This is a genomic window from Streptomyces sp. NPDC096132 (genome assembly GCF_044763345.1).
GTDB lineage: Bacteria > Actinomycetota > Actinomycetes > Streptomycetales > Streptomycetaceae > Streptomyces.
The window spans coordinates 47,717-72,310 of record NZ_JBIWGA010000010.1; the positions used below are offsets into that span (position 1 = coordinate 47,717).

Annotated in this window: 22 protein-coding genes and 1 tRNA gene; 14 read left to right on the forward strand and 9 right to left on the reverse strand. The window is 70.6% G+C overall.

Annotated elements, in window-relative coordinates; all coding sequences use genetic code 11:
- Window positions 1-20 precede the first annotated feature (20 nt).
- From ACIRF9_RS23810 to ACIRF9_RS23835, 6 genes are all read left to right on the forward strand, one after another.
- The gene (locus ACIRF9_RS23810) at window positions 21-3,215 is read left to right on the forward strand and encodes a SulP family inorganic anion transporter (RefSeq protein WP_403825628.1); all 3,195 of its coding nucleotides are present in this window, start codon (window positions 21-23) and stop codon (window positions 3,213-3,215) included.
- Window positions 3,216-3,497: 282 nt separating this feature from the next.
- Window positions 3,498-5,453 (forward strand): acetate--CoA ligase, encoded by a 1,956-nt coding sequence (gene acs, locus ACIRF9_RS23815; RefSeq protein ID WP_403825631.1) that lies wholly within the window; start codon window positions 3,498-3,500, stop codon window positions 5,451-5,453.
- A gap of 233 nt (window positions 5,454-5,686) precedes the next feature.
- The gene (gene nhaA, locus ACIRF9_RS23820) at window positions 5,687-7,147 is read left to right on the forward strand and encodes a Na+/H+ antiporter NhaA (protein ID WP_403825634.1); all 1,461 of its coding nucleotides are present in this window, start codon (window positions 5,687-5,689) and stop codon (window positions 7,145-7,147) included.
- 71 nt (window positions 7,148-7,218) lie between these two features.
- Complete coding sequence (locus ACIRF9_RS23825; RefSeq protein ID WP_403826413.1) at window positions 7,219-7,707, forward strand: phage holin family protein; 489 nt, start codon at window positions 7,219-7,221, stop codon at window positions 7,705-7,707.
- Window positions 7,704-8,654 carry an alpha/beta fold hydrolase gene (locus ACIRF9_RS23830; protein ID WP_403825637.1) on the forward strand — a complete coding sequence of 317 codons (951 nt, stop codon included), beginning with the start codon at window positions 7,704-7,706 and terminating at the stop codon, window positions 8,652-8,654. The genes ACIRF9_RS23825 and ACIRF9_RS23830 overlap by 4 nt, the downstream gene beginning before the upstream one ends.
- Window positions 8,655-8,781: 127 nt before the next feature.
- Entirely contained in the window at window positions 8,782-8,964 is a 183-nt protein-coding gene (locus ACIRF9_RS23835; RefSeq protein ID WP_403825640.1) for a hypothetical protein, read from the forward strand.
- 28 nt (window positions 8,965-8,992) lie between these two features.
- On the opposite strand, the gene ACIRF9_RS23840 is transcribed toward ACIRF9_RS23835, so the two are convergent.
- From ACIRF9_RS23840 to nth, 3 genes are all read right to left on the reverse strand, one after another.
- A complete protein-coding gene (locus tag ACIRF9_RS23840) occupies window positions 8,993-10,192 on the reverse strand; it encodes a MarP family serine protease (RefSeq protein ID WP_403825642.1) in 1,200 nt (399 codons plus the stop codon).
- Window positions 10,193-10,205: 13 nt separating this feature from the next.
- Window positions 10,206-10,868, reverse strand: coding sequence for an NUDIX hydrolase (locus ACIRF9_RS23845; protein ID WP_403826416.1), 663 nt, complete (start codon window positions 10,866-10,868; stop codon window positions 10,206-10,208).
- A 216-nt stretch (window positions 10,869-11,084) separates the two neighbouring features.
- On the reverse strand, window positions 11,085-11,903 hold the full coding sequence (nth, locus tag ACIRF9_RS23850) for an endonuclease III (protein ID WP_403825645.1): 819 nt from the start codon (window positions 11,901-11,903) through the stop codon (window positions 11,085-11,087).
- A 316-nt stretch (window positions 11,904-12,219) separates the two neighbouring features.
- Here nth and ACIRF9_RS23855 point away from each other — a divergent pair, with 316 nt between their 5' ends.
- Together ACIRF9_RS23855 and ACIRF9_RS23860 are read left to right on the forward strand one after the other, a co-directional pair.
- Window positions 12,220-12,894, forward strand: coding sequence for a Crp/Fnr family transcriptional regulator (locus ACIRF9_RS23855; protein ID WP_029382547.1), 675 nt, complete (start codon window positions 12,220-12,222; stop codon window positions 12,892-12,894).
- A gap of 107 nt (window positions 12,895-13,001) precedes the next feature.
- Window positions 13,002-13,823 (forward strand): nucleotidyltransferase domain-containing protein, encoded by an 822-nt coding sequence (locus ACIRF9_RS23860; protein WP_403825649.1) that lies wholly within the window; start codon window positions 13,002-13,004, stop codon window positions 13,821-13,823.
- 31 nt (window positions 13,824-13,854) lie between these two features.
- Here ACIRF9_RS23860 and ACIRF9_RS23865 read toward each other — a convergent pair whose 3' ends face one another.
- The 4 genes from ACIRF9_RS23865 to ACIRF9_RS23880 are packed head-to-tail and all read right to left on the reverse strand — an operon-like array spanning window position 13,855 to window position 16,237.
- Window positions 13,855-14,685 carry an MBL fold metallo-hydrolase gene (locus tag ACIRF9_RS23865; RefSeq protein ID WP_403825652.1) on the reverse strand — a complete coding sequence of 277 codons (831 nt, stop codon included), beginning with the start codon at window positions 14,683-14,685 and terminating at the stop codon, window positions 13,855-13,857.
- On the reverse strand, window positions 14,682-15,557 hold the full coding sequence (locus ACIRF9_RS23870; protein ID WP_403825655.1) for an NUDIX hydrolase: 876 nt from the start codon (window positions 15,555-15,557) through the stop codon (window positions 14,682-14,684). The genes ACIRF9_RS23865 and ACIRF9_RS23870 overlap by 4 nt, the downstream gene beginning before the upstream one ends.
- Window positions 15,558-15,617: 60 nt before the next feature.
- A complete protein-coding gene (locus ACIRF9_RS23875) occupies window positions 15,618-16,082 on the reverse strand; it encodes a RidA family protein (protein WP_403825658.1) in 465 nt (154 codons plus the stop codon).
- Window positions 16,079-16,237 carry a DUF4177 domain-containing protein gene (locus tag ACIRF9_RS23880; RefSeq protein WP_020129281.1) on the reverse strand — a complete coding sequence of 53 codons (159 nt, stop codon included), beginning with the start codon at window positions 16,235-16,237 and terminating at the stop codon, window positions 16,079-16,081. The genes ACIRF9_RS23875 and ACIRF9_RS23880 overlap by 4 nt, the downstream gene beginning before the upstream one ends.
- 187 nt (window positions 16,238-16,424) lie before the next feature.
- Between ACIRF9_RS23880 and ACIRF9_RS23885 the strand changes: the two genes are divergently transcribed.
- Together ACIRF9_RS23885 and ACIRF9_RS23890 are read left to right on the forward strand one after the other, a co-directional pair.
- Window positions 16,425-17,402 (forward strand): ArsA-related P-loop ATPase, encoded by a 978-nt coding sequence (locus tag ACIRF9_RS23885; protein WP_403825663.1) that lies wholly within the window; start codon window positions 16,425-16,427, stop codon window positions 17,400-17,402.
- 10 nt (window positions 17,403-17,412) lie between these two features.
- Window positions 17,413-18,762 (forward strand): ArsA family ATPase, encoded by a 1,350-nt coding sequence (locus ACIRF9_RS23890; protein WP_403825666.1) that lies wholly within the window; start codon window positions 17,413-17,415, stop codon window positions 18,760-18,762.
- 14 nt (window positions 18,763-18,776) lie between these two features.
- Here ACIRF9_RS23890 and wblA read toward each other — a convergent pair whose 3' ends face one another.
- The gene (wblA, locus tag ACIRF9_RS23895) at window positions 18,777-19,115 is read right to left on the reverse strand and encodes a transcriptional regulator WblA (protein WP_208117087.1); all 339 of its coding nucleotides are present in this window, start codon (window positions 19,113-19,115) and stop codon (window positions 18,777-18,779) included.
- Between the two features lie 407 nt (window positions 19,116-19,522).
- On the opposite strand from wblA, the gene ACIRF9_RS23900 reads away from it, so the two are divergent.
- Window positions 19,523-21,796: a transglycosylase domain-containing protein gene (locus tag ACIRF9_RS23900; RefSeq protein WP_403825669.1), complete on the forward strand. Its 2,274-nt coding sequence runs from the start codon at window positions 19,523-19,525 to the stop codon at window positions 21,794-21,796.
- A 153-nt stretch (window positions 21,797-21,949) separates the two neighbouring features.
- Here ACIRF9_RS23900 and ACIRF9_RS23905 read toward each other — a convergent pair whose 3' ends face one another.
- A complete protein-coding gene (locus tag ACIRF9_RS23905; RefSeq protein WP_403825672.1) occupies window positions 21,950-22,414 on the reverse strand; it encodes a GatB/YqeY domain-containing protein in 465 nt (154 codons plus the stop codon).
- A 143-nt stretch (window positions 22,415-22,557) separates the two neighbouring features.
- Between ACIRF9_RS23905 and ACIRF9_RS23910 the strand changes: the two genes are divergently transcribed.
- The 3 genes from ACIRF9_RS23910 to ACIRF9_RS23920 all read left to right on the forward strand — a co-directional run bounded on the left by ACIRF9_RS23910 (window position 22,558) and on the right by ACIRF9_RS23920 (window position 24,544).
- Window positions 22,558-23,484, forward strand: coding sequence for a metallophosphoesterase (locus tag ACIRF9_RS23910; RefSeq protein ID WP_403825675.1), 927 nt, complete (start codon window positions 22,558-22,560; stop codon window positions 23,482-23,484).
- A gap of 158 nt (window positions 23,485-23,642) precedes the next feature.
- The gene (locus ACIRF9_RS23915) at window positions 23,643-24,428 is read left to right on the forward strand and encodes a Pr6Pr family membrane protein (protein WP_403825678.1); all 786 of its coding nucleotides are present in this window, start codon (window positions 23,643-23,645) and stop codon (window positions 24,426-24,428) included.
- A gap of 42 nt (window positions 24,429-24,470) precedes the next feature.
- Window positions 24,471-24,544: transfer RNA gene (locus tag ACIRF9_RS23920), tRNA-Pro, on the forward strand.
- Window positions 24,545-24,594: the final 50 nt, after the last annotated feature.

Genomic DNA, 24,594 nt, shown 5'->3' on the forward strand with positions numbered 1-24,594 from the left:
GCCCCGGAGGAGACGGGAACATGTCAGCCTGCGTCCCCACTCGTACGTCCGACTCGACACGCACGAAGCACGTCCACCCGCCCCACAGCCCCCCACCAGGCCCGCACCGCCGCTTCCGCGTCGCGGGCGCCGACGTGTCCGCCGCGATCGCGGTCTTCCTGATCGCCCTCCCCCTGTCCCTGGGCATCGCCCTCGCCACCGGGGCCCCGCTCCAGGCCGGCCTCGTCGCGGCCGCCGTGGGCGGAATCGTCGCCGGCCGCGTCGGCGGCTCCCCGCTCCAGGTCAGCGGACCCGCCGCCGGACTGACGGTGGTCACCGCCGACCTGATCCAGCGCTACGGCTGGCGGACCACCTGTGCCGTCACCGTCCTCGCCGGCCTCGCCCAACTCGGTCTCGGCTGCCTGCGTGTGGCGCGCACCGCCCTCGCCGTCAGCCCCGCCATCGTGCACGGCATGCTCGCCGGCATCGGCGTCACCATCGCCGTCGCCCAGTTGCACATCGTCCTCGGCGGCACCCCCCAGAGTTCCGTCCTCGACAACCTCCGTGCGCTGCCCGCCCAGCTGGCCGGGCTGCAACCCGCCGCGGTCGCCGTGAGCGCCCTGACCCTGACCCTGCTGCTCCTCTGGCCGCGCATCCCGGGCCGGGCCGGCCAACTCCTGCGCAAGGTGCCGACCGCCCTCGTCGCCGTCGCCGGGGCCACGGTCACCGCTTCCCTCGCCGGCCTCACCCTGCCCAAGGTCGACCTGCCCTCCTGGCGCAGCCACGCCCTGCCCGGACTGCCCGAGGGGCCGGCGCTCGGCGTCGCCGCCGCCGTCCTCACCATCACGCTGGTGTGCAGCGTGCAGTCGCTGCTCGGCGCGGTCGCCGTCGACAAGCTGATCGCCTCCCGGCCCGGCCTCATCTCCTCCCCCTCCGCCCGCTCCCCGCGCGTCGGCCGCTCCGACCTCGACCGCGAGCTGCTCGGCCAGGGAGCCGCCAACATCGTCTCCGGCGCGCTCGGCGGACTGCCGGTCGCAGGGGTGGCCGTGCGCAGTTCGGCGAATGTCCAAGCAGGTGCCGTGAGCCGGAACTCCACGATGCTGCACGGCGTTCTCGTAGTAGTCGCCGCGCTGCTGATGGTCCCGATCCTGGAGCTCATCCCGCTCGCCTCGCTCGCCGCCCTGGTGATGGCCGTCGGCATCCAGATGGTGTCCCTGCACCACATTCGCACGGTGACCCGCCACCGAGAGGTGCTGGTGTACGCCGTCACCACCCTCGCCGTGGTGTTCCTCGGCGTCCTGGAGGGCGTGATGCTGGGGATCGCGGTGGCCGTCGCCGTCGCCCTCAACCGCCTCACCCGCACCCGTATCACCCACGACGAGCAGGAAGGAGTCCATCACGTACATGTACGAGGCCAGTTGACGTTCCTCGCGGTGCCACGGCTCAGCCGAGCCCTGCATCTCGTGCCCCAGGGCACCCCTGTCGTGCTCGAGTTGGACGGCTCCTTCATGGACCACGCGGCGTACGAGGCACTGCAGGACTGGCAGAAGACACACACCGCCCAGGGCGGCACCGTCGAGCTGACCGGCCGCCGGCTCAGCACGGGTGCCACCACCCAGCCCCAGTCCGACGCCTACGCCTACACCGACGCCGGCGTGGATGCCGGAAGAGCCGAAGCGACCGCCGCGCCCGCCCCCGACTCCCCACCCACAGCCGGGACCCCGTTCGCCGACTGCCGCTGCCGACCCTGGACACCCTGGCGCAACCACCAGTGCGAGGCCCCGCGCTCCGCGCCCTTCTCCGACACCTCCCCCGGTGGGTCCCCGGGAGAACGGCCGGACGGAGAGCCTGGCGCGCTTGCCGCCGGACACACCGCAGAACCCTCTGCGGGGCTTACGGAGCCCGCCGCGGCGGAACGGGCGGACGGGCCGACCGGGGCGACCGGACCGACCGAGCCGACCGGGGCGAATGGGACAGCTGGAGCAGCCAGGGTGACTGGGGCGGATGGGCAAGCCAGGCCGACGGGAGCGGGCGGGCATACCCAGGCAACTGGAGCCGACGGTCAGGCCGGAACGGCCGGGTCAGACGGCCCCGGCCCCAACGGCTCCAGACGACCCGACGCCGCGTCGACCAGACCCGCATCAACCGACCCTGCAACCACCCACCCTGCACCCACCGGAGCAGGACCGGCCGACCCCGCGCCTGCCGGACCCGACCCGACCGACACCACACCTGCCGGACCCGACCCGACCGACACCACACCTGCCGGACCCGACCCGACCGCCCCCGTGCCGGCCGGACCCGGATCCGACAGCGCCGCATCCACCCATCCCGGACCCACCGGACGCGGTCCGACCGACACCACCTCCGCCCACCCCACGACCACCGGCCCCAACTCCACCAAATCCACAACCACCGCCCCTGGATCGACCGCCCCTGGCGACACGATCTCCAGGGACCCCAATGGCACGCCCCCCAGCGGCACGACCCTCGGTGGCACGATCCCCGACCGCCCGATCCCCGGTGGCACAGCCCCCGGCGCTACAAACCACCACACTCTCGAACCCAGCAGTCACCAACTCGTCCGCGGTATCAGCGCGTTCCAGCGGAACACCGCGCCCCTGGTGCGGGGGGAGCTGGCGCGGCTGGCCAGGGAGGGGCAGCAGCCGACTCAGCTTTTCCTCACCTGCGCCGATTCGCGGCTGGTCACCTCGATGATCACCTCCAGTGGTCCGGGCGACCTGTTCGTGGTGCGGAATGTGGGGAACCTGGTGCCGCCGCCGGGCGAGGAGAGCGGGGACGACTCAGTGGGGGCAGCGATCGAGTACGCGGTGGACGTGCTGAAGGTGCGGTCCATCACGGTGTGCGGGCACTCGGGATGCGGGGCGATGCAGGCGCTGCTCAGTTCCGAACCGGGTGGTGAGCAGACCCCGTTGAAGCGGTGGCTGCGGCACGGGCTGCCGAGCCTGGAGCGGATGGCCGACGACCGCCTCCCCTGGGCACGGTTGGCCGGGCGGGCGTCGGCGGACGCGGTCGAGCAGCTCTGCCTGACCAACGTGGTCCAGCAGTTGGACCATCTGCGCGCCCACGACTCGGTCGCGCGAGCCCTGGGGGCCGGGGAGCTGGAGCTGCACGGGCTGTACTTCCATGTGGGGGAGGCACAGACGTATCTGCTCACCGAGAGAAGCGGGGGCGAGCTGTTCGATCATGTGGGGGTGGCGCACCTGACGGTGTGAACGGCGTCGGGTGGTGCCCGCCGAGCCCCTCTCCGCGGCGAGCACCACCCTCACCGGGCCGCCACCACCGGGCCACCCCCATCGGGCTGCCCGGGCAAAGAGTGTGAAAGGCGTTACACCGGCTGAACTCCGTTCGGTCCCGGGCCGTGGGTACGGATGAGTCCGGCCCACTCCGAGACCGACAGGTCTAAACCAATTTTCCGTCGACCCTTGTCACCGGCCCCCCGGTTCTGATGAGCTGTGGCCTGGGACACAACGGACACCCTTCGAGAGGGAGATGTCGTGAGCAACGAGAGCCTGGCCAACCTGCTCAAGGAAGAGCGCAGGTTCGCGCCGCCCGCCGACCTGGCCGCACACGCCAACGTCACGGTGGAGGCGTACGAACAGGCCAAGGCTGACAGGCTCGGCTTCTGGGCCGAGCAGGCCCGTCGGCTGACCTGGGCCAAGGAGCCGACGGAGACGCTGGACTGGTCGAACCCGCCGTTCGCGAAGTGGTTCAAGGACGGTGAGCTCAACGTCGCGTACAACTGCGTCGACCGGCATGTGGAGGCCGGGCGCGGCGACCGGGTCGCGATCCACTTCGAGGGTGAGCCGGGCGACGGCCGCGCCATCACCTACGCCGAGCTCAAGGACGAGGTGTCGAAGGCCGCCAACGCGCTGCTGGAGCTGGGCGTCCGCAAGGGCGACCGGGTCGCGGTCTACATGCCGATGATCCCGGAGACGGCGATCGCGATGCTGGCGTGCGCCCGCATCGGCGCCGCGCACTCCGTGGTCTTCGGCGGCTTCTCGGCGGACGCGCTGGCCACCCGGATCCAGGACGCCGACGCCAAGGTCGTGATCACCTCCGACGGCGGCTACCGGCGCGGCAAGCCGTCCGCGCTGAAGCCGGCCGTCGACGAGGCGATCGCCAAGGTCGACAACGTCGAGCACGTGCTGGTGGTCCGCCGTACGGGCCAGGAGGTCGCCTGGAACGACGAGCGGGACGTGTGGTGGCACGAGATCGTGGAGCGGCAGCCGGCCGAACACGCTCCCGAGGCCTTCGACGCCGAGCACCCGCTGTTCATCCTCTACACGTCCGGTACGACGGGTAAGCCGAAGGGCATCCTGCACACCTCCGGCGGCTACCTGACGCAGGCCGCGTACACGCACCACGCCGTCTTCGACCTCAAGCCGGAGACCGACGTGTACTGGTGCACCGCCGACGTCGGCTGGGTCACCGGGCACTCGTACATCGTCTACGGGCCGCTGGCGAACGGCGCGACGCAGGTCATGTACGAGGGCACGCCCGACACCCCGCACCAGGGCCGTTTCTGGGAGATCGTGCAGAAGTACGGGGTGACGATCCTGTACACGGCGCCGACCGCGATCCGTACGTTCATGAAGTGGGGCGACGACATCCCCGCGAAGTTCGATCTGTCCTCCCTCCGTGTCCTCGGCTCGGTCGGTGAGCCGATCAACCCCGAGGCGTGGATCTGGTACCGCAAGCACATCGGTGCCGACCGGACCCCGATCGTCGACACCTGGTGGCAGACCGAGACCGGCGCGATGATGATCTCGCCGCTGCCGGGTGTCACCGCCACCAAGCCCGGCTCCGCCCAGACTCCGCTGCCCGGCATCGCCGCCACCGTGGTCGACGACGAGGCCAACGAGGTGCCCAACGGTGGCGGTGGCTACCTGGTGCTGACCGAGCCGTGGCCGTCGATGCTGCGCACCATCTGGGGCGACGACCAGCGGTTCCTCGACACGTACTGGTCGCGGTTCGAGGGCAAGTACTTCGCCGGCGACGGGGCGAAGAGGGACGACGACGGGGACATCTGGCTCCTCGGGCGTGTCGACGACGTCATGCTGGTGTCGGGGCACAACATCTCCACCACCGAGGTGGAGTCGGCGCTGGTGTCGCACCCGGCGGTCGCCGAGGCGGCCGTGGTCGGCGCGGCCGACGAGACCACCGGACAGGCGATCGTCGCGTTCGTGATCCTGCGCGGGACGGCCGCCGAATCCGAGGACCTGGTCTCCGAGTTGCGCAACCACGTCGGTGCGACGCTCGGCCCGATCGCCAAGCCCAAGCAGATCCACCCGGTGACCGAGCTGCCCAAGACCCGCTCCGGCAAGATCATGCGCCGGCTGCTGCGGGACATCGCCGAGAACCGTGAGCTCGGCGATGTGACCACGCTGACCGACTCGACGGTGATGGACCTGATCCAGGCGAAGCTCCCGGCGGCACCGAGCGAGGACTGAGGCCCGGCACCCCGACAAGGGCCTGCGGCACCCCCGCCCAGGGCCCGCGGCACCCCGCAAAAGGACCGCCCGGCACATCGCATGCCGGGCGGTCCTTTTGTGCATAACGTGAGATTCACCGGATACCTCCCACCCCACCTTAGGTAAACTAATAAAAACAACGTCAACCTCAGGTGCGCCGGGAAGTCTGGTCGGCATGTGCTCAGTGCTGCCCGCCCACCGGAGGTCTCCCCGTGACCGCGCCCCGTACCACCACCGCCCGCAAGGTCTTCGAACGCCTCTCCCTCCCCGAGCGGACCTTCGTCGCGGACGCGCTGCGGACCGAGACCGTCGGCGGTGTGCTGCTGCTGATCGCCGCGGTGGCCGCACTGATCTGGGCGAACATCCCCGCGCTGCACGACAGCTACGAGAGCGTCAGCCACTTCCACCTGGGCCCCGAGGCCCTCGGACTCAACCTCTCGATCGAACACTGGGCGGCCGACGGCCTCCTCGCGGTCTTCTTCTTCGTCGCGGGCATCGAACTCAAGCGCGAACTGGTCGCCGGGGATCTCAAGGACCCCCGGGCCGCCGTGCTGCCCGTCGTAGCCGCGCTGTGCGGGATGGCCGTACCGGCGCTGGTCTACACGCTCACCAACCTCACCGGCGGCGGCGACCCGGGCGGCTGGGCCGTGCCCACCGCGACGGACATCGCCTTCGCGCTCGCCGTGCTCGCCGTCATCGGTACGTCGCTGCCGAGCGCCCTGCGCGCCTTCCTGCTCACACTCGCCGTCGTCGACGACCTGTTCGCGATCCTGATCATCGCGGTCTTCTTCACCGACACCCTCGACTTCGCCGCGCTGGGCGGGGCGGTCGTCGGCCTCGTCGTCTTCTGGCTGCTGCTGCGCAGGGGTGTGCACGGCTGGTACGTGTACGTGCCGCTCGCGCTGGTCGTCTGGGCGCTGATGTACAACAGCGGCATCCACGCGACGATCGCCGGCGTCGCCATGGGTCTGATGCTGCGCTGCACCACCCGGGAGGGTGAGGAGCACTCCCCCGGCGAGCACATCGAGCACCTGGTGCGCCCTCTGTCCGCGGGCCTCGCCGTACCGCTGTTCGCGCTGTTCAGCGCCGGTGTGGCGATCTCGGGCGACGCGCTGGCCGATGTGTTCACCAAGCCGGAGACCCTCGGGGTCGTCCTCGGTCTCGTCGTCGGCAAGACGATCGGCATCTTCGGCGGGACCTGGCTGACCGCCCGCTTCACCCGGGCCTCCCTCAGCGAGGACCTGGCCTGGGCGGACGTCTTCGCCGTCGCGTCGCTCGCCGGCATCGGGTTCACGGTCTCGCTGCTGATCGGCGAACTGGCCTTCGAGGGCGACCAGGCCCTGACCGACGAGGTCAAGGCCGCCGTCCTGACGGGTTCGCTGATCGCGGCGACGCTGGCGACCGTGCTGCTGAAGCTGCGCAACGCCAAGTACCGCCGGATCTACGAGGCCGAGGAGCGCGACGAGGACAGCGACGGCATCCCGGACGTCTACGAGCAGGACGACCCGGCGTATCACCTGCGGATGGCCGAGATCCACGACCGCAAGGCCGCCGAGCACCGCCGCATCGCCGAGGAGATCGCCCGGGAGAGGGCCGCGGAGAAGGATCCCGCCCGTCGCATGGAGGCCGAAGTACCGGGCGGGGCAGGCGAGGACGGCGACGGTCCGGCATGATCTGACGGGACGGTACAAAAGAAGTCAGAAACATGACCAGCAACACAGAGCAGCAGAAGAGGGAGACCGCGATGAGCGCACCCGACGGCAGCCCGGTCGGCGCCGAACGCAGCATCGGCCAGCTGTTCGCCTCGGCGACGACCGAGTTGTCGGCGCTGGTGCACGACGAGATCGCGCTGGCGAAGGCGCAGCTCAGGCAGGACGTCAAGCGCGGCGCGGCGAGCGGCGGGGCGTTCACGGTGGCCGGCGGAGTCCTGTTGTTCTCGCTGCCGATGCTGAACTTCGCGCTGGCGTACGGGATTCGGACCTGGAGCGACTGGAACCTCGCGATCTGCTTCCTGCTGTCCTTCGCCGCGAACGTGCTCGTCGCGCTCATCCTCGTGCTGATCGGCACGGTCTTCGCGAAGAAGGCCAAGAAGAGCCAGGGCCCGCAGAAGGTGGCCGCGTCGATGAAGGAGAGCGCGGGCGTCCTGCAGAAGGCCAAGCCGCACCCCCGCCCGGAGCTGCCGCAGGACCGGGTGCCGGAGGCCATCGAGGCTGTGGCACGCTCGTCGTCATGACGGACCCCGCCACCCCTTCGGCGCAGCCCACCTCGGTCGTACGGCCGGAGGTCGCCGCCGGCACCAAGGTGACCCACCGCGAGGTGGCCGCGAACGGCGCCCGCTTCCACATCGCCGAGGCCGGTGACGGGCCGCTGGTCATGCTGGTCCACGGCTTCCCGCAGTTCTGGTGGACCTGGCGGCACCAGCTGGGCGCGCTCGCCGACGCGGGCTTCCGGGCCGTCGCCATGGACCTGCGGGGCGTGGGCGGCAGCGACCGTACGCCCCGGGGCTACGACCCGGCCAACCTCGCCCTCGACATCACCGGGGTGATCCGCTCCCTCGGCGAGCCGGATGCCGCGCTCGTCGGCCACGACCTGGGCGGCTATCTGGCGTGGACGGCGGCCGTGATGCGCCCCAAGCTGGTCCGGCGGCTCGCCGTGGCCTCCATGCCGCACCCCCGGCGCTGGCGCTCGGCGATGCTCGCCGACGTCCGGCAGTCCACCGCGAGCTCCCACATCTGGGGGTTCCAGCGGCCGTGGATCCCCGAGCGGCAGCTCGCCGCCGACGACGGTGAGCTGGTGGCCCGGCTGATCCGAGACTGGTCCGGGCCGCGGCCGCCGGAGGACGAGGCGCTCGAGACGTACCGGCGCGCGATGTGCATCCCCTCCACCGCGCACTGCTCCGTCGAGCCGTACCGGTGGCTGGTGCGCTCGATGGCCCGGCCGGACGGCGTCCAGTTCTACCGGCGCATGAAGCGGCCCGTGCGCGTCCCCACGCTCCACTTGCACGGCTCCCTCGATCCGGTGATGCGCACCCGCAGCGCGGCCGGCTCCGGCGAGTACGTCGAGGCGCCGTACCGCTGGCGCCTCTTCGACGGCCTCGGCCACTTCCCGCACGAGGAGGACCCGGTGGCGTTCTCCACCGAGCTCGTCAACTGGCTCAAGGATCCCGAACCCGATCGGTGACCGTGCCGTGGCGCCCGGTATCCGGAGTGGAACGTCTGTACTACGAACGGCCAATTGCCCGGCGCATAGGCCAATTGGCGGGCCTCGGGGCGGTTATCGACCTTGGGGCGGGGGCAGACGTCGGGGTATGGGCTGGACGCACGACTACAGTGACGCAGCACGCAACCGCCGCTCGGCCAGTGGCCTGAGCTCCCACCAACGAGGCGCCGACCCGCAACTGCCGGGCTCCGACCTCCGGGTGGGCATTCCGCGCATCCTGCGCCGCCGGGCCCGCTGGGTCTCGGTACGCCTGCGTCACCCGCGAGGCTGACGCCCCCGTCCCGCCTGGAGGGCCCCGCCTAGAGGGCGCAGCTGTCGCTGTCCACCTGCTGACCGGCGGTACGGCCCTCGAGGATGTCCCGCTGGATCTCTTCCGCGGTGAGCGCGTATCCGGTGTCCGCGTCGTCGAGCGACTTCGCGAAGACCACGCCGTACACCCGGCCGTCGGGAGTGAGCAGCGGGCCGCCGGAGTTGCCCTGGCGGACGGTCGTGTAGAGCGAGTACACCTCACGGCGCACGGTGCCGCGGTGATAGATGTCCGGGCCGTTGGCCGTGATGCGGCCGCGCACCCGCGCGGCACGGACGTCGTACGACCCGTTCTCCGGGAAGCCGGCGACGATCGCGTCGGCGCCGCTGGCCGCTTCGGCGGTGGTGAACCGCAGCACGGGCGCGTCGAGGTCCGGTACGTCGAGTACGGCGATGTCGCGCTTCCAGTCGTACAGCACCACCGTGGCGTCGTACTTGCGGCCCTCGCCGCCGATCTGCACGGTGGGCTCGTCGACGCCGCCCACGACGTGCGCGTTGGTCATGACGCGGCGCTCGCCGAAGACGAAGCCGGTGCCCTCCAGGACCTTGCCGCAGCTCTCAGCAGTGCCCATCACCTTGACGATGGAGCGCTGCGCGCGCGTGGCCACGGCGCTGTTGGCCAGGGCCGGGTCGGGCGGCTGGACGTCGGTGATCGGCTCGTTGGAGAACGGGCTGAAGACCTGCGGGAAGCCGTTCTGCGCGAGGACGGAGGAGAAGTCGGCGAACCAGGTGTCGGCCTGGTCGGGCAGCGCCTCGGCCACCCCCTGCAGGACCGTGGAGTTGCGGACCTCCTTGCCGAGGGTCGGCAGGGTGGTGCCGGCCAGGGCGGAGCCGATCAGCCAGGCCACCAGCAGCATCGCCACGACGTTCACCAGCGCGCCGCCCGTCGCGTCCAGGGCGCGGGCCGGGGACCAGGTGATGTACCGGCGCAGTTTGTTGCCGAGATGGGTGGTGAGGGCCTGGCCGACCGAGGCGCAGACGATCACGACGACGACAGCGACGACGGCCGCCGTCGTGCTCACCTCGGAGTTGTCGGTGAGCCAGTCCCAGATGACCGGCAGCAGGTAGACGGCCACCAGGCCACCGCCCAGGAAGCCGATCACCGACAGGATTCCGACGACGAAGCCCTGGCGGAAGCCGACCACCGCGAACCACACGGCCGCGACCAGCAACAGGATGTCCAGCACGTTCACGGGGTTCACCCTGTCATGACCGCCAGTCGAGCGGGACCTGCTTCTCCCGGTCCCAGGGGCGCTCCCAGCCCGCGAAGTGGAGCAGCCGGTCGATGATGCCGGCCGTGAAGCCCCAGACGAGGGCGGATTCGACCAGGAATGCCGGGCCGCGGTGGCCGCTGGGGTGGACGGTCGTGGCGCGGTTGGCCGGGTCCGTGAGATCGGCCACGGGGACCGTGAAGACCCGGGCCGTCTCGTTGGGGTCGACGACCCCCACCGGGCTCGGTGCGCGCCACCAGCCCAGGACGGGCGTCACGACGAAGCCGCTGACCGGGATGTACAGCTTGGGCAGGACGCCGAAGAGCTGGACGCCGGACGGGTCCAGGCCGGTCTCCTCCTCGGCCTCGCGCAGCGCGGCCCGCAGTGGCCCGTCGCCCTGCGGATCGCCGTCCTCCGGGTCGAGGGCGCCGCCGGGGAAGGACGGCTGGCCCGCGTGCGAGCGCAGCGAGCCGGCCCGCTCCATGAGCAGCAGCTCGGGGCCGCTCTCGCCCTCACCGAAGAGGACGAGGACCGCCGACTGGCGCCCTCCGCCGTCCTTCGGCGGCAGGAAACGGCTCAGCTGGCGCGGCTGGACCGTCTCGACGGCGTGCACGACCGGGTCCAGCCAGGCGGGCAGGCCCTCCTTGCCTAGCGGCACCGGAGCAACCCGCACACCGCTCGCGGTGCCGCCGGCCGCGTCACCCGCCGTATCGCTCTCCGTATCGCTCGCCGTGTCCCTTGTCGTGTCACTCACCCGTGTCATCACCACACCACCCCCCGTTCTGCCGGGTCCAACGCGCGAGGACCCGTAGATCGTTCCGCCGGCCGTGCCTGCGCGGTCGCTCCGCCGGCCGTGCCACCGTCGCCGTTCCCCTCATCCGGCCCCCAGCGGCGGGGCCGCCCGGCCGCCCGCGTCCAGATAGGCCTGCGGCGGGTTGAGCCGCTGGCCGGGGAAGCCGCCCTTCTCGTACTTCAGGAGCTTCTTCGCCTTCTCCGGGTCCGTCTCGCCCTCGCCGTACGCCGGGCAGAGCGGGGCGATGGGGCAGGCGCCGCAGGCGGGCTTGCGGGCGTGGCAGATGCGGCGGCCGTGCCAGATGACGTGGTGGGAGAGGTCCGTCCAGTCGCTCTTGGGGAAGAGCGCGCCGATCGCCGCCTCGATCTTGTCGGGGTCGGTCTCCTCGGTCCACTGCCAGCGGCGTACGAGCCGCATGAAATGCGTGTCCGCGGTGATCCCGGGGCGTCCGAACGCGTTGCCCAGCACCACGAACGCGGTCTTGCGGCCCACGCCGGGCAGCTTGACGAGGTCCTCCAGCCTGCCCGGGACCTCGCCGTCGAACTCCTCGGTGAGGGCCTTGGACAGCCCTATGACCGATCTCGTCTTGGCGCGGAAGAAGCCGCAGGGGCGGAGGATCTCCTCGACCTCCTCCGGGTTGGCGGCGGCCAGGTCCTCGGGGGTGGGGTACTTGGCGAAGAGGGCGGGGGTGGTCTGGTTGACCCTGAGGTCGGTGGTCTGGGCGGACAGGACCGTGGCGACCAGGAGCTGGAAGGGGTTCTCGAAGTCCAGCTCGGGGTGGGCGTAGGGGTAGACCTCGGCGAGTTCGCGGTTGATGCGGCGGGCGCGGCGGACGAGTGCCGTACGTGACTCGGGTTTCTTGATTGCCACGGGTTTATTGCCGGGAGTCTTTTTAGTCACCTTTGCCGTTTTCCTACCGTCGCCGGGGTCCTGTTCGCCCACAGCGGAATTGCGACGTACAACCACCCGCCCAGCCCCCTTGGCCTGTGCTCTCACCGGCGATTTGGACACCCGGCCAGCCTAAAGCCCGGCACCGACATCCGCCCCGGACCCCGAAGATCGGAGCCCAATTGGCCCCCTGCCGCTTACCTCGGGACATGTGTGCGGCATCCTTGTGACAGATCACACTGTTTGGACCGTCCGGCAAAATGGGGAACACGGTCCCCTGGTAAGCGGGGGACAAGATCCCCTGAGCAGGTCGACAAGGAGAGAACTCGTGGACGACGTTCTGCGGCGCAACCCGCTCTTCGCGGCACTCGACGACGAGCAGGCCGCGGAGCTGCGCGCCTCCATGAGTGAGGTGACCCTCGCCCGTGGCGACTCCCTGTTCCACGAGGGCGACCCGGGCGACCGGCTCTACGTCGTCACCGAGGGCAAGGTCAAGCTCCACCGCACGTCACCCGACGGCCGCGAGAACATGCTGGCCGTGGTCGGCCCCGGTGAGCTCATCGGCGAGCTGTCGCTCTTCGACCCGGGCCCGCGTACGGCGACGGCGACCGCCCTCACCGAGGTCAAGCTTCTCGGCCTGGGCCACGGCGACCTCCAGCCCTGGCTGAACGCACGCCCCGAGGTGGCCGCCGCGCTCCTGCGCGCCGTCGCCCGGCGCCTGCGCAAGACCAACGACGCCATGTCCGACCTGGTCTTCTCGGACGTCCCCGGCCGTGTGGCGCGCGCCCTGCTGGACCTCTCCCGCCGCTTCGGCGTGCAGTCCGAGGAGGGCATCCACGTCGTCCACGACCTGACGCAGGAGGAGCTGGCGCAGCTCGTCGGCGCGTCGCGCGAGACGGTGAACAAGGCGCTCGCCGACTTCGCGCAGCGAGGGTGGCTCCGCCTCGAGGCGCGGGCCGTGATCCTGCTGGATGTGGAGCGGCTGGCGAAGCGTTCGCGGTGACGGGAGCGCTGCGGCTGCACTGGGGGCTGCGCCCCCAGACCCCCCTTCGGCCCTGAACGGGCCTCGTCCTCAAACACCGGACGGGCTGGACTTGGGACAGTTGTCCCATGGCTGAAACGGTTCCCCTCAGAGGTCTCGACCCCCAGGGCTACATCGCCCGCGAAGGCTCCCTCTCGCACGTGCCGCACGCGTTCCGGCCCCTCGTCGCGAGCGCCCGGGACCGGATCCTGGACCTCTTCGGGACGCGGCTGCACAGCGCATACCTCTACGGGTCGATTCCGCGCGGCACCGCGCGCGTGGGGCGCAGTGATCTGGACGTGGTGGTCGTCCTGTACGACGAACCGGCCGCGGCGGACCGGGCCGACGGGCAGGCACTGATCGAGGCCCTCGACAAGGAGTTCCCGCAGATCGACGGCGGCGGAACGCTCCTCTACGGCCGGGCGCGGCTTCTGAGCGACCTGGAGACGTACGACCTGGGGTTCTTCGTCGCGTGCCTGTGCACGCCGCTCCTCGGGGACGATCTCGCCGAGTACCTCCCCCGCTACCGCCCCGACTCCCTCCTCGCGCGCGAGACGAATGGCGACCTCGGCCTGCTGCTGCCGCGCTGGCGCGAGCGGATCGAGGAGGCGGCCGACTCCGCGGAGGCCCGCCGGCCGCTCGTCCGGTTCATGTCCCGCCGCTTGGTGCGCACCGCGTTCACCCTGGTCATGCCCCGTTGGAACGGCTGGACCAGCGATCTGCACGAGATGGCCGAGGCGTTCGCCGCCTACTACCCCGAGCGGGCGGAGCAGGTGCGCGCGGCGGCGGCGCGCGGACACGAGCCGACCGGCGACGCGGCTGTCCTCACGTCGTACGTCGACGACCTCGGTCCATGGCTCGCGGACGAGTACGCGCGCGTGCACGGCATCAAGGCGCCGCGCCCCGACTAGGGTCTCTCCGGCATGATCCGCCGGACAGGCCCTAGATCAGCCCGTGCTCCTGCAGATACTCCATCTGCGCCCGTACGGAGAGTTCCGCCGCCGGCCACAGGGAGCGTTCGACGTCGGCGTACACATGGGCGACGACGTCGGCGGCGGTGCCGAAGCCGTCCTCCACGGCCGTCTCGACCTGGGCGAGGCGGTGGGCGCGGTGGGCGAGGTAGAACTCGACGGCGCCCTGGGCGTCCTCCAGGACGGGTCCGTGCCCCGGGAGGACCGTGTGGACGCCGTCGTCGACGGTGAGGGACCTCAGCCGCCGCAGGGAGTCCAGATAGTCGCCCAGACGGCCGTCGGGGTGCGCCACGACCGTCGTGCCGCGGCCCAGGATCGTGTCGCCCGTCAGCACCGCCCGGTCGGCCGGGAGGTGGAAGCAGAGCGAGTCGGCGGTGTGGCCCGGGGTCGGCACGACCCGCAGCTCCAGCCCGCCCAGCGTGATCACGTCACCGGCGCCCAGGCCCTCGTCCCCGAGCCGCAGCGCCGGGTCCAGGGCCCGCACCTTGGTGCCGGTCAGCTCGGCGAAGCGGACGGCGCCCTCGGCGTGGTCGGGGTGGCCGTGGGTCAGCAGGGTCAGCGCGACGCGCTTGCCGGCCTCCTCGGCGGTGTCGACGACCGTCCGCAGATGACCGTCGTCCAGCGGACCCGGGTCGATCACGACCGCCAGCTCGGAGTCGGGCTCGGAGACGATCCAGGTGTTGGTGCCGTCCAGGGTCATCGCGGAGGCGTTGGGCGCCAGGACGTTCACCGCGCGCGGGGTGGCCGGTCCGGACAGGACTCCGCCGCGGGGCTGGCCCGGGAGGGCTGCTGCGTCGGTCATGCGGGGCCTCCCCCTGCGCCGATCGGGATGTGCTTGGTGAACTCGCCGTGGCCCGGCCAGGACAGCACGATCTCGTCCTCCGTGAGACGGGCCTCGGCCAGGACGGGCGTCAGATCACGGCGGGGGGCCGCGGCGAGCGCCTCGGCGGCGGTGGCGTACGGGGTCAGCTGGCGCAGGGTCGCGATGGTGGGCGGCATCATCGTCAGCTCGCCCTTGTCGTACCCGGTGGCGGCCTCCTGCGGGCGGATCCACACCGTGCGGTCGGCCTCCGTGGAGGCGTTGCGGGTGCGCTGCCCCTCGGGGAGGGCGGCCACGAAGAACCAGGTGTCGTAGCGACGGGGCTCGAACTCCGGGGTGATCCAGCGCGTCCAGGCACCGAGCAGGTCGGAGCGCAGCACCAGGCCACGGCGGTCGAGGAACTCCGCGAAGGACAGGTCACGGGCGGCGACGGCGGCGCGGTCCGCCTCCCAGTCGGCGCCCGTGGTGTCCCCGACGACGGAATCGGCGGTCGGCCCGGCGAGCAGGACGCCTGCCTCCTCGTACGTCTCCCGTACGGCCGCGCAGACGATCGCCTGGGCCGCCGCCTCGTCGACGCCGAGTCGCTCGGCCCACCACGCGCGCGTGGGGCCCGCCCAGCGCACCAGGCGCTCGTCGTCGCGCGGGTCGACGCCGCCGCCGGGATAGGCGTACGCGCCTCCGGCGAAGGCCATGGAGGCGCGTCTGCGCAGCATGTGGACGGCGGGACCCCCGTCCGCGTCTCTCAGGAGCAGGACGGTGGCCGCGCGCTTGGGGGTGACGGGCGTCAGCGTCCCGTCCGCGAGCGCGCGGATGCGTTCCGGCCAGTCCGAGGGAAACCACTGCCCATTCGCCATGGGCGCGAGGCTATCCCCTGGTGAGCGAATGTTCGAGAGGTACCCGAGGTCAGGGTGCCTCTACGGGACGAGCTCGACCTGGATCTCGACCTCGACCGGAGCGTCCAGCGGCAGCACCGCGACGCCCACCGCGCTGCGCGCGTGCACGCCCTTGTCGCCGAGGACCTCGCCGAGCAGCTCGCTCGCGCCGTTGAGGACGGCGGGCTGGCCGGTGAAGTCGGTGGCCGACGCGACGAAGCCGACGACCTTCACCACACGCGCGATGCGGTCCAGATCACCCGCGACCGACTTCACGGCGGCCAGGGCGTTCAGGGCGCAGGTGCGGGCCAGCTCCTTGGCCTCCTCGGGGGTGACCTCGGCGCCGACCTTGCCGGTGACCGGCAGCTTTCCGTCCACCATGGGCAGCTGGCCGGCCGTGAACACGTACGGCCCGGACTGCACGGCGGGCTGGTAGGCCGCGAGCGGCGGCACCACGGCGGGCAGGGTCAGGCCCAGCTCGGCGAGCTTCGCCTCGACCGCGCTCACGCCTTCGCCCGCTTCAGGTAGGCGACGAGCTGCTCGGGGTTGTTCGGCCCGGGCACGACCTGGACGAGCTCCCAGCCGTCCTCGCCCCAGGTGTCCAGAATCTGCTTCGTGGCGTGGACGAGCAGCGGCACGGTTGCGTATTCCCACTTGGTCATGGGGCGACTGTATCCGCTGTGGCCCGAGGGGCCTTCGCAGGCCATGTGGCCGGTCGCACACCCGGCTGCACACCCGGTCGCACACCCGGCTGCACACCGGTTGTCCACAGGCCAAGTGGCCGATACCCGCCTCCGTTGTCCACAGCCTCCCGATTGCCTCGGGCGCGGACTGGTTACGCTCGAAGACGTGAGCAGGCTCCAGGTCGTCAGCGGCAAGGGCGGGACCGGAAAGACGACGGTCGCCGCAGCCCTCGCGCTGGCCCTCGCCACGGCAGGGAAGCGGACGCTTCTCGTCGAGGTGGAGGGCCGGCAGGGCATCGCGCAGCTCTTCGAGACGGAGGCGTTGCCCTACGAGGAACGCAAGATCGCCGTCGCGCCGGGCGGTGGTGAGGTGTACGCCCTCGCCATCGATCCCGAACTGGCCCTTCTGGACTACCTCCAGATGTTCTACAAACTGGGGGGCGCCGGACGGGCCCTGAAGAAGCTGGGCGCCATCGACTTCGCCACCACCATCGCACCCGGCCTGAGGGACGTGCTCCTCACCGGCAAGGCGTGTGAGGCGGTGCGCAGGAAGGACAAGAACGGGCGGTTCGTATACGACTACGTCGTCATGGACGCACCGCCCACCGGACGCGTCACCCGCTTCCTGAACGTCAACGACGAGGTCGCGGGCCTCGCCAAGATCGGCCCGATACACAATCAGGCACAGGCCGTGATGCGGGTGCTGAAGTCGCCGGAGACGGCCGTGCACCTGGTGACGCTGCTCGAGGAGATGCCGGTCCAGGAGACCGCCGACGGCATCGCCGAACTGCGGGCGGCGAAGCTGCCGGTGGGCCGCGTCATCGTCAACATGGTGCGGCCCGAGGTGTTGGACGCGGATGAGCTGGAACTCGTACGAACCGTGACACGTTCCTCCCTTGCGCGGTCGTTGTCCGCGGCCGGGCTGGGCGGGGCGCGGCGCGGCGGGCACGCCGAGCGGCTGGTGGACCCGCTCCTGCAGCAGGCCGAGGAGTACGCCGAGCGGCACGCGCTGGAGCACGAGCAGCGCGGGGTGCTGGGCGAGCTGGGCCTCCCGCTGCACGAACTGCCGCTGCTCGCCGAGGGAATGGACCTGGCGGGCCTGTACGAACTCGCCACCGAGCTGCGGAAGCAGGAGATCGCATGAGGGGGACCGTATGAGTCGCGACCAGGGCCAGGCACAGCACCGGATCTCCCCCACACGCGTACTCGACCTCGACCCGCTGCTCGACGACCCGGCGACCCGCATCGTGGTCTGCTGCGGTTCGGGCGGGGTCGGCAAGACGACGACGGCGGCGGCGCTGGGACTCAGGGCCGCCGAGCGGGGCCGCAAGGTGGTCGTCCTCACCATCGACCCGGCGCGCCGGCTCGCCCAGTCCATGGGCATCGACTCGCTCGACAACACCCCGCGCCGCGTGAAGGGCGTCGAGGGCGACGGCGAGCTGCACGCGATGATGCTCGACATGAAGCGCACCTTCGACGAGATCGTCGAGGCGCACGCGGACCCGGAGCGGGCTGCCGCGATCCTGACGAACCCGTTCTACCAGTCGCTCTCCGCGGGCTTCGCCGGCACGCAGGAGTACATGGCGATGGAGAAGCTGGGCCAGCTGCGCGCCAGGGACGAGTGGGACCTGATCGTCGTCGACACTCCGCCGTCCCGTTCGGCGCTGGACTTCCTGGACGCGCCGAAGCGGCTCGGCTCGTTCCTGGACGGCAAGCTGATCCGTGTCCTGCTCGCGCCCGCCAAGGTCGGCGGCCGCGCGGGCATGAAGTTCCTGAACGTCGGGATGTCGATGATGACCGGCGCGCTCGGCAAGCTGCTGGGCGGGCAGCTGCTGAAGGACGTACAGACGTTCGTGGCGGCGATGGACTCGATGTTCGGCGGGTTCCGCACGCGCGCGGACGCCACGTACAAGCTGCTCCAGGCGCCCGGGACGGCATTCCTGGTGGTGGCGGCTCCCGAGCGGGACGCGCTGCGGGAGGCCGCGTACTTCGTGGAGCGACTGGCCGCCGAGGACATGCCGTTGGCCGGTCTGGTGCTCAACCGGGTCCATGGCAGCGGCGCGGCCCAGCTGTCCGCCGAGCGGGCGCTCGCCGCCGCGGAGAACCTCGACCTGGCCGACGCACCCGCCGACGCCGCTGCCGATTCCCCCGCGGCGGAAAATCTTGAAGAGCCCCGCATTGTGGATCAGGACGGCGGGAAAGCTGGACTTCGTAACTCTCCCGACACGTACGCCAGTTCAGAATCTCCCGCAACCGATCCGGGGCCCGAATCCCACACTGCCGATCAGCTGACCGCAGGCCTGCTGAGGCTGCACGCCGAGCGTATGCACCTGCTCTCCCGCGAGCAGCGCACACGCGACCGCTTCACCGCCCTCCACCCGGAGGTGGCGGTGGCCGAAGTGGCGGCGCTGCCCGGCGACGTACACGACCTCGCGGGACTGCGGGACATCGGCAGCCGGCTCGCGGCCAACCGGCCGGAGCTGCCCGAGGCTGCCGACAGCTGAGCGAAGCGTTCGCCTCAGCTCACCGCCGCGTAGTTCTCGTACATCTCATCGTCGTCGAGCGACACGATGCCCGCGCCGCGCTCGTACTCCGAGCGCGCGGTCTCGAGCAGCCGGCGCCACGAGGTGACGGTCGGCCGCCTGCGCAGCAGGGCGCGGCGCTCGCGCTCCGTCATGCCTCCCCACACACCGAACTCGACGCGGTTGTCGAGCGCGTCGGCCAGACATTCGGTGCGTACCGGGCATCCGGTGCACACCGCCTTGGCCCTGTTCTGCGCTGCTCCCTGAACGAACAGTTCATCCGGATCGGTAGTGCGGCAGGCAGCCTGCGCACTCCAGTCGGTAACCCAGCCCATACCGGCGCCGTCCTCTCCCGAATCGAGGCTCCCCCACGGCGGCAGCGGCATATTCACCGCCGCCAGTTGAGGACGTTACGGAAGGTGGGCACAGCGCAACACCCCCTTCGGGCCCAATCTTGAATGGCCCGAACGGACTATGGGTAAGCGGCAGATCACCCGGGGGAGTGAGCCTGCGACATACATGACTATCCCGGCAATCAGGACAGTTCTGTTGGGTCACAACGGACGCCGACTGACACACAAGGCGGATTCGGGCACGCCCCCACCAAAAAAGTTGGGGAACCTCCGGAACGATTCGGGGTCGCCGGACGTATTGATACGTGGCCCTACTGCTGTGACAGTTGAGAGCAGCTTAGGCCAAGGCATATACGCGTGTCCGGCGAATGAGAACGTAGGCTGCCCTCATGCCAAACAAGCGCTCGGGCGGTGGCCTGTCCGCCACGCAGCAGGCCGCCAAGTTCCTCGGTGTCAGTGTGCTCTCGGGAGCCGTACTGGCGGGCATCGCGCTGCCCGCGTTCGGCGCCCTGGGACTGGCCGCCAAGGGGTCGGTGGAGTCGTTCGACGAACTCCCGGCCAACCTGAAGACGCCGCCGCTGAGCCAGCGCACCACGATCCTGGACTCCAAGGGCTCCCAGATCGCGACGGTCTACTCCCGTGACCGCACGGTGGTCGACCTCAAGAACGTCTCGCCGTACATGCAGAAGGCGATCGTCGCGATCGAGGACTCGCGCTTCTACCAGCACGGCGCGATCGACCTGAAGGGCGTCCTGCGCGCCCTGAACAAGAACGTGCAGAGCAACGGCGTCTCCCAGGGCGCCTCGACGCTCACCCAGCAGTACGTGAAGAACGTCTTCGTGGAGGAGGCCGGCGACGACCCGACGAAGGTCGCGCAGGCCACCCAGCAGACCATCGGCCGCAAGATCAAGGAGCTGAAGTACGCGATCCAGGTCGAGGAGGAGCTCGGCAAGAAGAAGATCCTCGAGAACTACCTGAACATCACGTTCTTCGGCGAGCAGGCCTACGGCGTCGAAGCGGCCTCCCAGCGCTACTTCTCCACGCACGCCAAGGACCTCACCCTGCCCCAGGCGGCCCTGCTGGCCGGCATCGTCCAGTCCCCGAGCCGCTACGACCCGGTCAACGACGCGACCGAGGCCACCAAGCGCCGTAACACCGTCCTCCAGCGCATGGCCGAGGTCGGCGACATCTCGGAGGCCGAGGCCGCCAAGGCGCAGCAGGCCCCGCTGGGCCTGAAGGTCACCCAGCCGAAGAACGGCTGCATCACCGCCGTCCAGGGCGCCAGCTTCTTCTGCAAGTACGTCGAGCGGGTCTTCCTCAGCGACCCGGTCTTCGGCAAGACCAAGGAGGCGCGGGCCAAGCTCTGGAACCAGGGCGGTCTGACCATCCGGACGACGCTCGACCCGCAGTCCCAGCAGTCCGTCCAGTCCTCGCTGAAGGACCACGTCTACAAGTCGGACAAGGTCGCCGCGGCCTCCACGCTCGTCGAGCCCGGCACCGGCAAGATCCTCGCGATGGGCCAGTCGAAGCCGTACGGCTACGGCAAGAACGAGACCGAGTACAACTACTCGGTCAACGCCTCCATGGGCGGCTCGAACTTCGGCTTCCCGACGGGTTCGACCTTCAAGCCGTTCGTGGCCGCGGCCGCGATCGAGGAGGGCCGGCCGGCCAACCAGACCTACTCGGCGCCGTACTCGATGCAGTACCCGGCGACGGTCCAGACCTGCAGCGGCAACCCCTGGGTCAACGACGGCAACTACAAGCTGGAGAACGAGAGCACGACCGAGAAGGGGCCGTACGACCTGAAGACGGCCATGAACAAGTCGGTCAACACCTACTTCGTGCAGATGCTCGCAGACATCGGCATGTGCCCGGTGGTGAAGATGACCAACGCCCTCGGCGTGGTCCAGGGCAACGGCGACAAGGTCCCCGAGGTCCCCTCGTCGATGACCCTCGGCTCCACCGGTCTCTCCCCCCTGACGATGGCCAGCGCCTACGCCGCCTTCGCCAGCCGCGGCATGTACTGCACCCCGATCGCCATCGAGTCGATCACCCAGACCACCAACGGCAAGAAGAAGTCGCTGGAGGTCCCGAAGTCGACCTGCTCGCGTGCGATGAGCGAGAAGACCGCGGACACCATCAACACCCTGCTGAGCGGTGTGGTCGACTCGGGTACCGGCCAGCAGGCCGGTCTGTCGGGCCGCGCGAACGCCGGTAAGACGGGTACGACGGACGAGCGCAAGAACGCCTGGTTCGTCGGCTACACCCCGAACCTCTCGGGCGCCGTGTGGGTCGGCAGCGCCACCCAGAAGGTCAAGATGACCAACATCAGCATCGGCGGCGTCTACCACGCCCAGGTCTACGGCGGTGACACCCCCGGCCCGATCTGGCGGGACGCCATGACCGGAGCCCTGCAGGGCAAGGAAGCCCCGAGCTTCAACCTCGTCAACATCCCGAGCAACAACCCGGGCCGGGGCAACGACGATGACGACGACGATGACGACAACAACAACGGCAACGACGACGGCTTCATCGGCGGCCTCCTCACGGGTGGCACGAGCGACGGCGGCACGACCGGCGGCGACAACTCGACGGGCGACATCGGCAACCTGTTCCAGGGCACGAGCAATGGGAACGGGAACGGGAACGGGGGGCGTGGCTGAGGTGCCACGCCGGGGCCGGTAGGCGCATCGGGGACGGGAACGGCCCCTGTCTCCTCGTACCGCGGAGTGAGTAGCGGTACGAGGAGACAGGGGCCGTGCTGTTGCGGCGACTGTGGGCCGGTGTGCCCGGGGCTCAGCCGGTGTGCCCGGGGCTCAGCCCGCGAGGAGCTTCTTGACCGTCGCGGCGACGCGGCCGCCCTCGGCCTGTCCCGCCACCTTCGGGTTGACGATCTTCATGACGGCGCCCATGGCCCGCGGCCCCTCGGCGCCGGCCGCCTTCGCCTCCTCGACGGCCTGGGCGACGATGTCGTTCAGCTCCTCGTCGCTGAGCTGCTTCGGCAGGTACGCGGCGAGCACCTCGCCCTCCGCCTTCTCCCGCTCGGCGGACTCGGCGCGGCCACCCTGCGCGAAGGCCTCGGCGGCCTCCCGGCGCTTCTTCGCCTCGCGGGTGATCACCTTCTGCACCTCGTCGTCGGAGAGCTCGCGCTTCTCCTTGCCCGCGACCTCCTCCTTGGTGATCGCGGCGAGCGTCAGCCGGAGCGTCGAGGAGCGGAGCTCGTCGCGCCCCTTGATCGCGGCGTTGAGGTCTTCCTGCAGCTTCGACTTGAGCGTGGTCATGCAGGTGATTGTCGCAGGTGTGGCGGCCCCGACGCCCGTTCATTTAGGGAGCGATGGGGACGGACACCCAAGGGACCCCGGCGGACGGGCACTCAAGGGCCTGCGGGGAAAGAGCCGCCGACGGAATCTGACACGATGGAGGTATGCGCGCGCGATACGGAGTACCTCTGTCCATCGCGGCGGCTGGCGCCGCCGGTCTGGTGTACGCGGCGGGTTTCGAGGCCCGCTCCTTCCGACTGCGACGGGTGACAGTCCCCGTCCTCCCCTCCGGAATGCGCCCCCTGCGCGTGTTGCAGGTCTCCGACATCCACATGGTCGGCGGCCAGCGCAAGAAGCAGCGCTGGCTGCGCTCGCTGGCCGGCCTGCGCCCCGACTTCGTGATCAACACGGGCGACAACCTCTCCGACCCGGAGGGCGTGCCGGAGACCCTGGACGCGCTGGGCCCCCTGATGGAGTTCCCGGGCGCGTACGTCTTCGGCTCCAACGACTACTACGGCCCGAAGCTGCGCAACCCCGCCCGCTACCTGCTGGAGAAGACCCAGGGCCGCCACGGCCTGAACGGCAACCCGCCCGCGGTCGACGTCGTCCACAACCCGTGGGAGGACCTGCGGGACGGTTTCGACGCGGCGGGCTGGCTGAACCTGACGAACACGCGGGGCGTGCTGAAGATCGACGGCGTGTCGGTGGAGCTGACGGGACTGGACGACCCGCACATCAAGCGGGACCGGTACGCCCAGGTGGCCGGCGGACCCTCGGCCTCCGCCGACTTCTCCATGGGCGTCGTCCACGCCCCGTACCTGCGCGTCCTGGACGCGTACACGGCGGACGACTACCCCCTGATCCTGGCCGGCCACACCCACGGCGGCCAGATCTGCATCCCCTTCTACGGCGCCCTCGTCACCAACTGCGACCTCGACACGGACCGCGTCAAGGGCCTGTCGACGCACACGGCGGAGGGGCGTACGTCCTACCTCCACGTCTCCGCGGGCTGCGGGACGAACCGCTACACAGCGGTGAGGTTCGCCTGCCCGCCGGAGGTGACGTTGTTGACGTTGGTGGGGAGGGAGTAGGGGGAGGGGCTGAGGGGGCGGGTGTTTCTGGGCGGGTGTGGCTGGGGCCGTGCGTGGCGGGAGGCTTTGCGTGGCTGGAGGCTGTGCGTAGCTGGGGGCACTCCCCCGTACAGCCCACCCACATCGCCCCTTTTGCCCCACTTGCCTAGCGTGAGGGCATGATCGCGCCGATACCCAGGGACATCCCGGACCTGCCCCCGATTCCGCGGACCCACAGGCTCCTGCCGTCCTCCGTCCCCGCCTCAGCGGTGGTGACTCCCGTACGCCGCCCCCTCGCCGCCGCCCTGCGCCTGCTGCTCGCCGTCACGGCGGCCACGGGCGTGACGCTCGCGCTGCTGACCGGCAGCCCCCTGTGGACACTGAGCCACTTCTCGGTCCAGAGCAACCTGCTGCTCGCCGTCGTCGCCTTCCTCTCCGCCCGCCGCGCGTGGTCGGCCCGCACTCCCCTCCCCTCCGCCCTGACCGGCGCCACGCTGCTCTACGTCACGTTCACAGGCCTGGCGTACCACCTGCTCCTGGCGGGCATGACGCCCCCGTTCTCGGTGACGGACTCGACGACCGCCCCCACGGGCTGGGCAGCGGCGGCCCACCACCTCCTCCATACGGTGACGCCCATCGCCGCGGTCCTGGACTGGCTGCTCCTGACCCCGCCCGCCCGCCTACGCCTGCGCCAAACGGCGACCTGGATGCTCTACCCCGCGGTCTACCTGCTGTTCTCCCTCACCCGAGCCGAGTTGATCTCCTCCGGCACCCCGGGCCGCTACCTCTACCCCCTCCTCGACGCCGAGGCCCACGGTTTCCAGCACACCCTGGCCAACGCCCTCCTCCTCGGCCTCTCCTTCTACGCCCTCGCCGTCCTCCTCGTGGCCCTCGACCACATCCGCCCCCACCCGTTCCACCACCGCGCCAAAACCGGATTTCGTCTCCAGCCACCAGTGGGCTAAAGTAAACGACGTCGCCGCGACAAGCAGGACAAGCAGCGACATCGGGGTGTAGCGCAGCTTGGCAGCGCGCTTCGTTCGGGACGAAGAGGTCGTGGGTTCAAATCCCGCCACCCCGACAGCTAAATAGCAGGTCAGGCCTGGTGCTGAGAGATCAGCACCGGGCCTG

Coding starts and splice junctions, on each gene's coding strand:
- ACIRF9_RS23810 (WP_403825628.1), top strand. CDS start 21: ATGTCAGCCTGCGTCCCCACTCGTACGTCCGACTCGACACGCACGAAG.
- ACIRF9_RS23825 (WP_403826413.1), top strand. CDS start 7,219: ATGAGCGCACCCGACGGCAGCCCGGTCGGCGCCGAACGCAGCATCGGC.
- ACIRF9_RS23830 (WP_403825637.1), top strand. CDS start 7,704: ATGACGGACCCCGCCACCCCTTCGGCGCAGCCCACCTCGGTCGTACGG.
- ACIRF9_RS23835 (WP_403825640.1), top strand. CDS start 8,782: ATGGGCTGGACGCACGACTACAGTGACGCAGCACGCAACCGCCGCTCG.
- ACIRF9_RS23860 (WP_403825649.1), top strand. CDS start 13,002: ATGGCTGAAACGGTTCCCCTCAGAGGTCTCGACCCCCAGGGCTACATC.
- ACIRF9_RS23865 (WP_403825652.1), bottom strand. CDS start 14,685: ATGACCGACGCAGCAGCCCTCCCGGGCCAGCCCCGCGGCGGAGTCCTG.
- ACIRF9_RS23870 (WP_403825655.1), bottom strand. CDS start 15,557: ATGGCGAATGGGCAGTGGTTTCCCTCGGACTGGCCGGAACGCATCCGC.
- ACIRF9_RS23880 (WP_020129281.1), bottom strand. CDS start 16,237: ATGACCAAGTGGGAATACGCAACCGTGCCGCTGCTCGTCCACGCCACG.
- ACIRF9_RS23890 (WP_403825666.1), top strand. CDS start 17,413: ATGAGTCGCGACCAGGGCCAGGCACAGCACCGGATCTCCCCCACACGC.
- wblA (WP_208117087.1), bottom strand. CDS start 19,115: ATGGGCTGGGTTACCGACTGGAGTGCGCAGGCTGCCTGCCGCACTACC.
- ACIRF9_RS23900 (WP_403825669.1), top strand. CDS start 19,523: ATGCCAAACAAGCGCTCGGGCGGTGGCCTGTCCGCCACGCAGCAGGCC.
- ACIRF9_RS23905 (WP_403825672.1), bottom strand. CDS start 22,414: ATGACCACGCTCAAGTCGAAGCTGCAGGAAGACCTCAACGCCGCGATC.
- ACIRF9_RS23910 (WP_403825675.1), top strand. CDS start 22,558: ATGCGCGCGCGATACGGAGTACCTCTGTCCATCGCGGCGGCTGGCGCC.
- ACIRF9_RS23915 (WP_403825678.1), top strand. CDS start 23,643: ATGATCGCGCCGATACCCAGGGACATCCCGGACCTGCCCCCGATTCCG.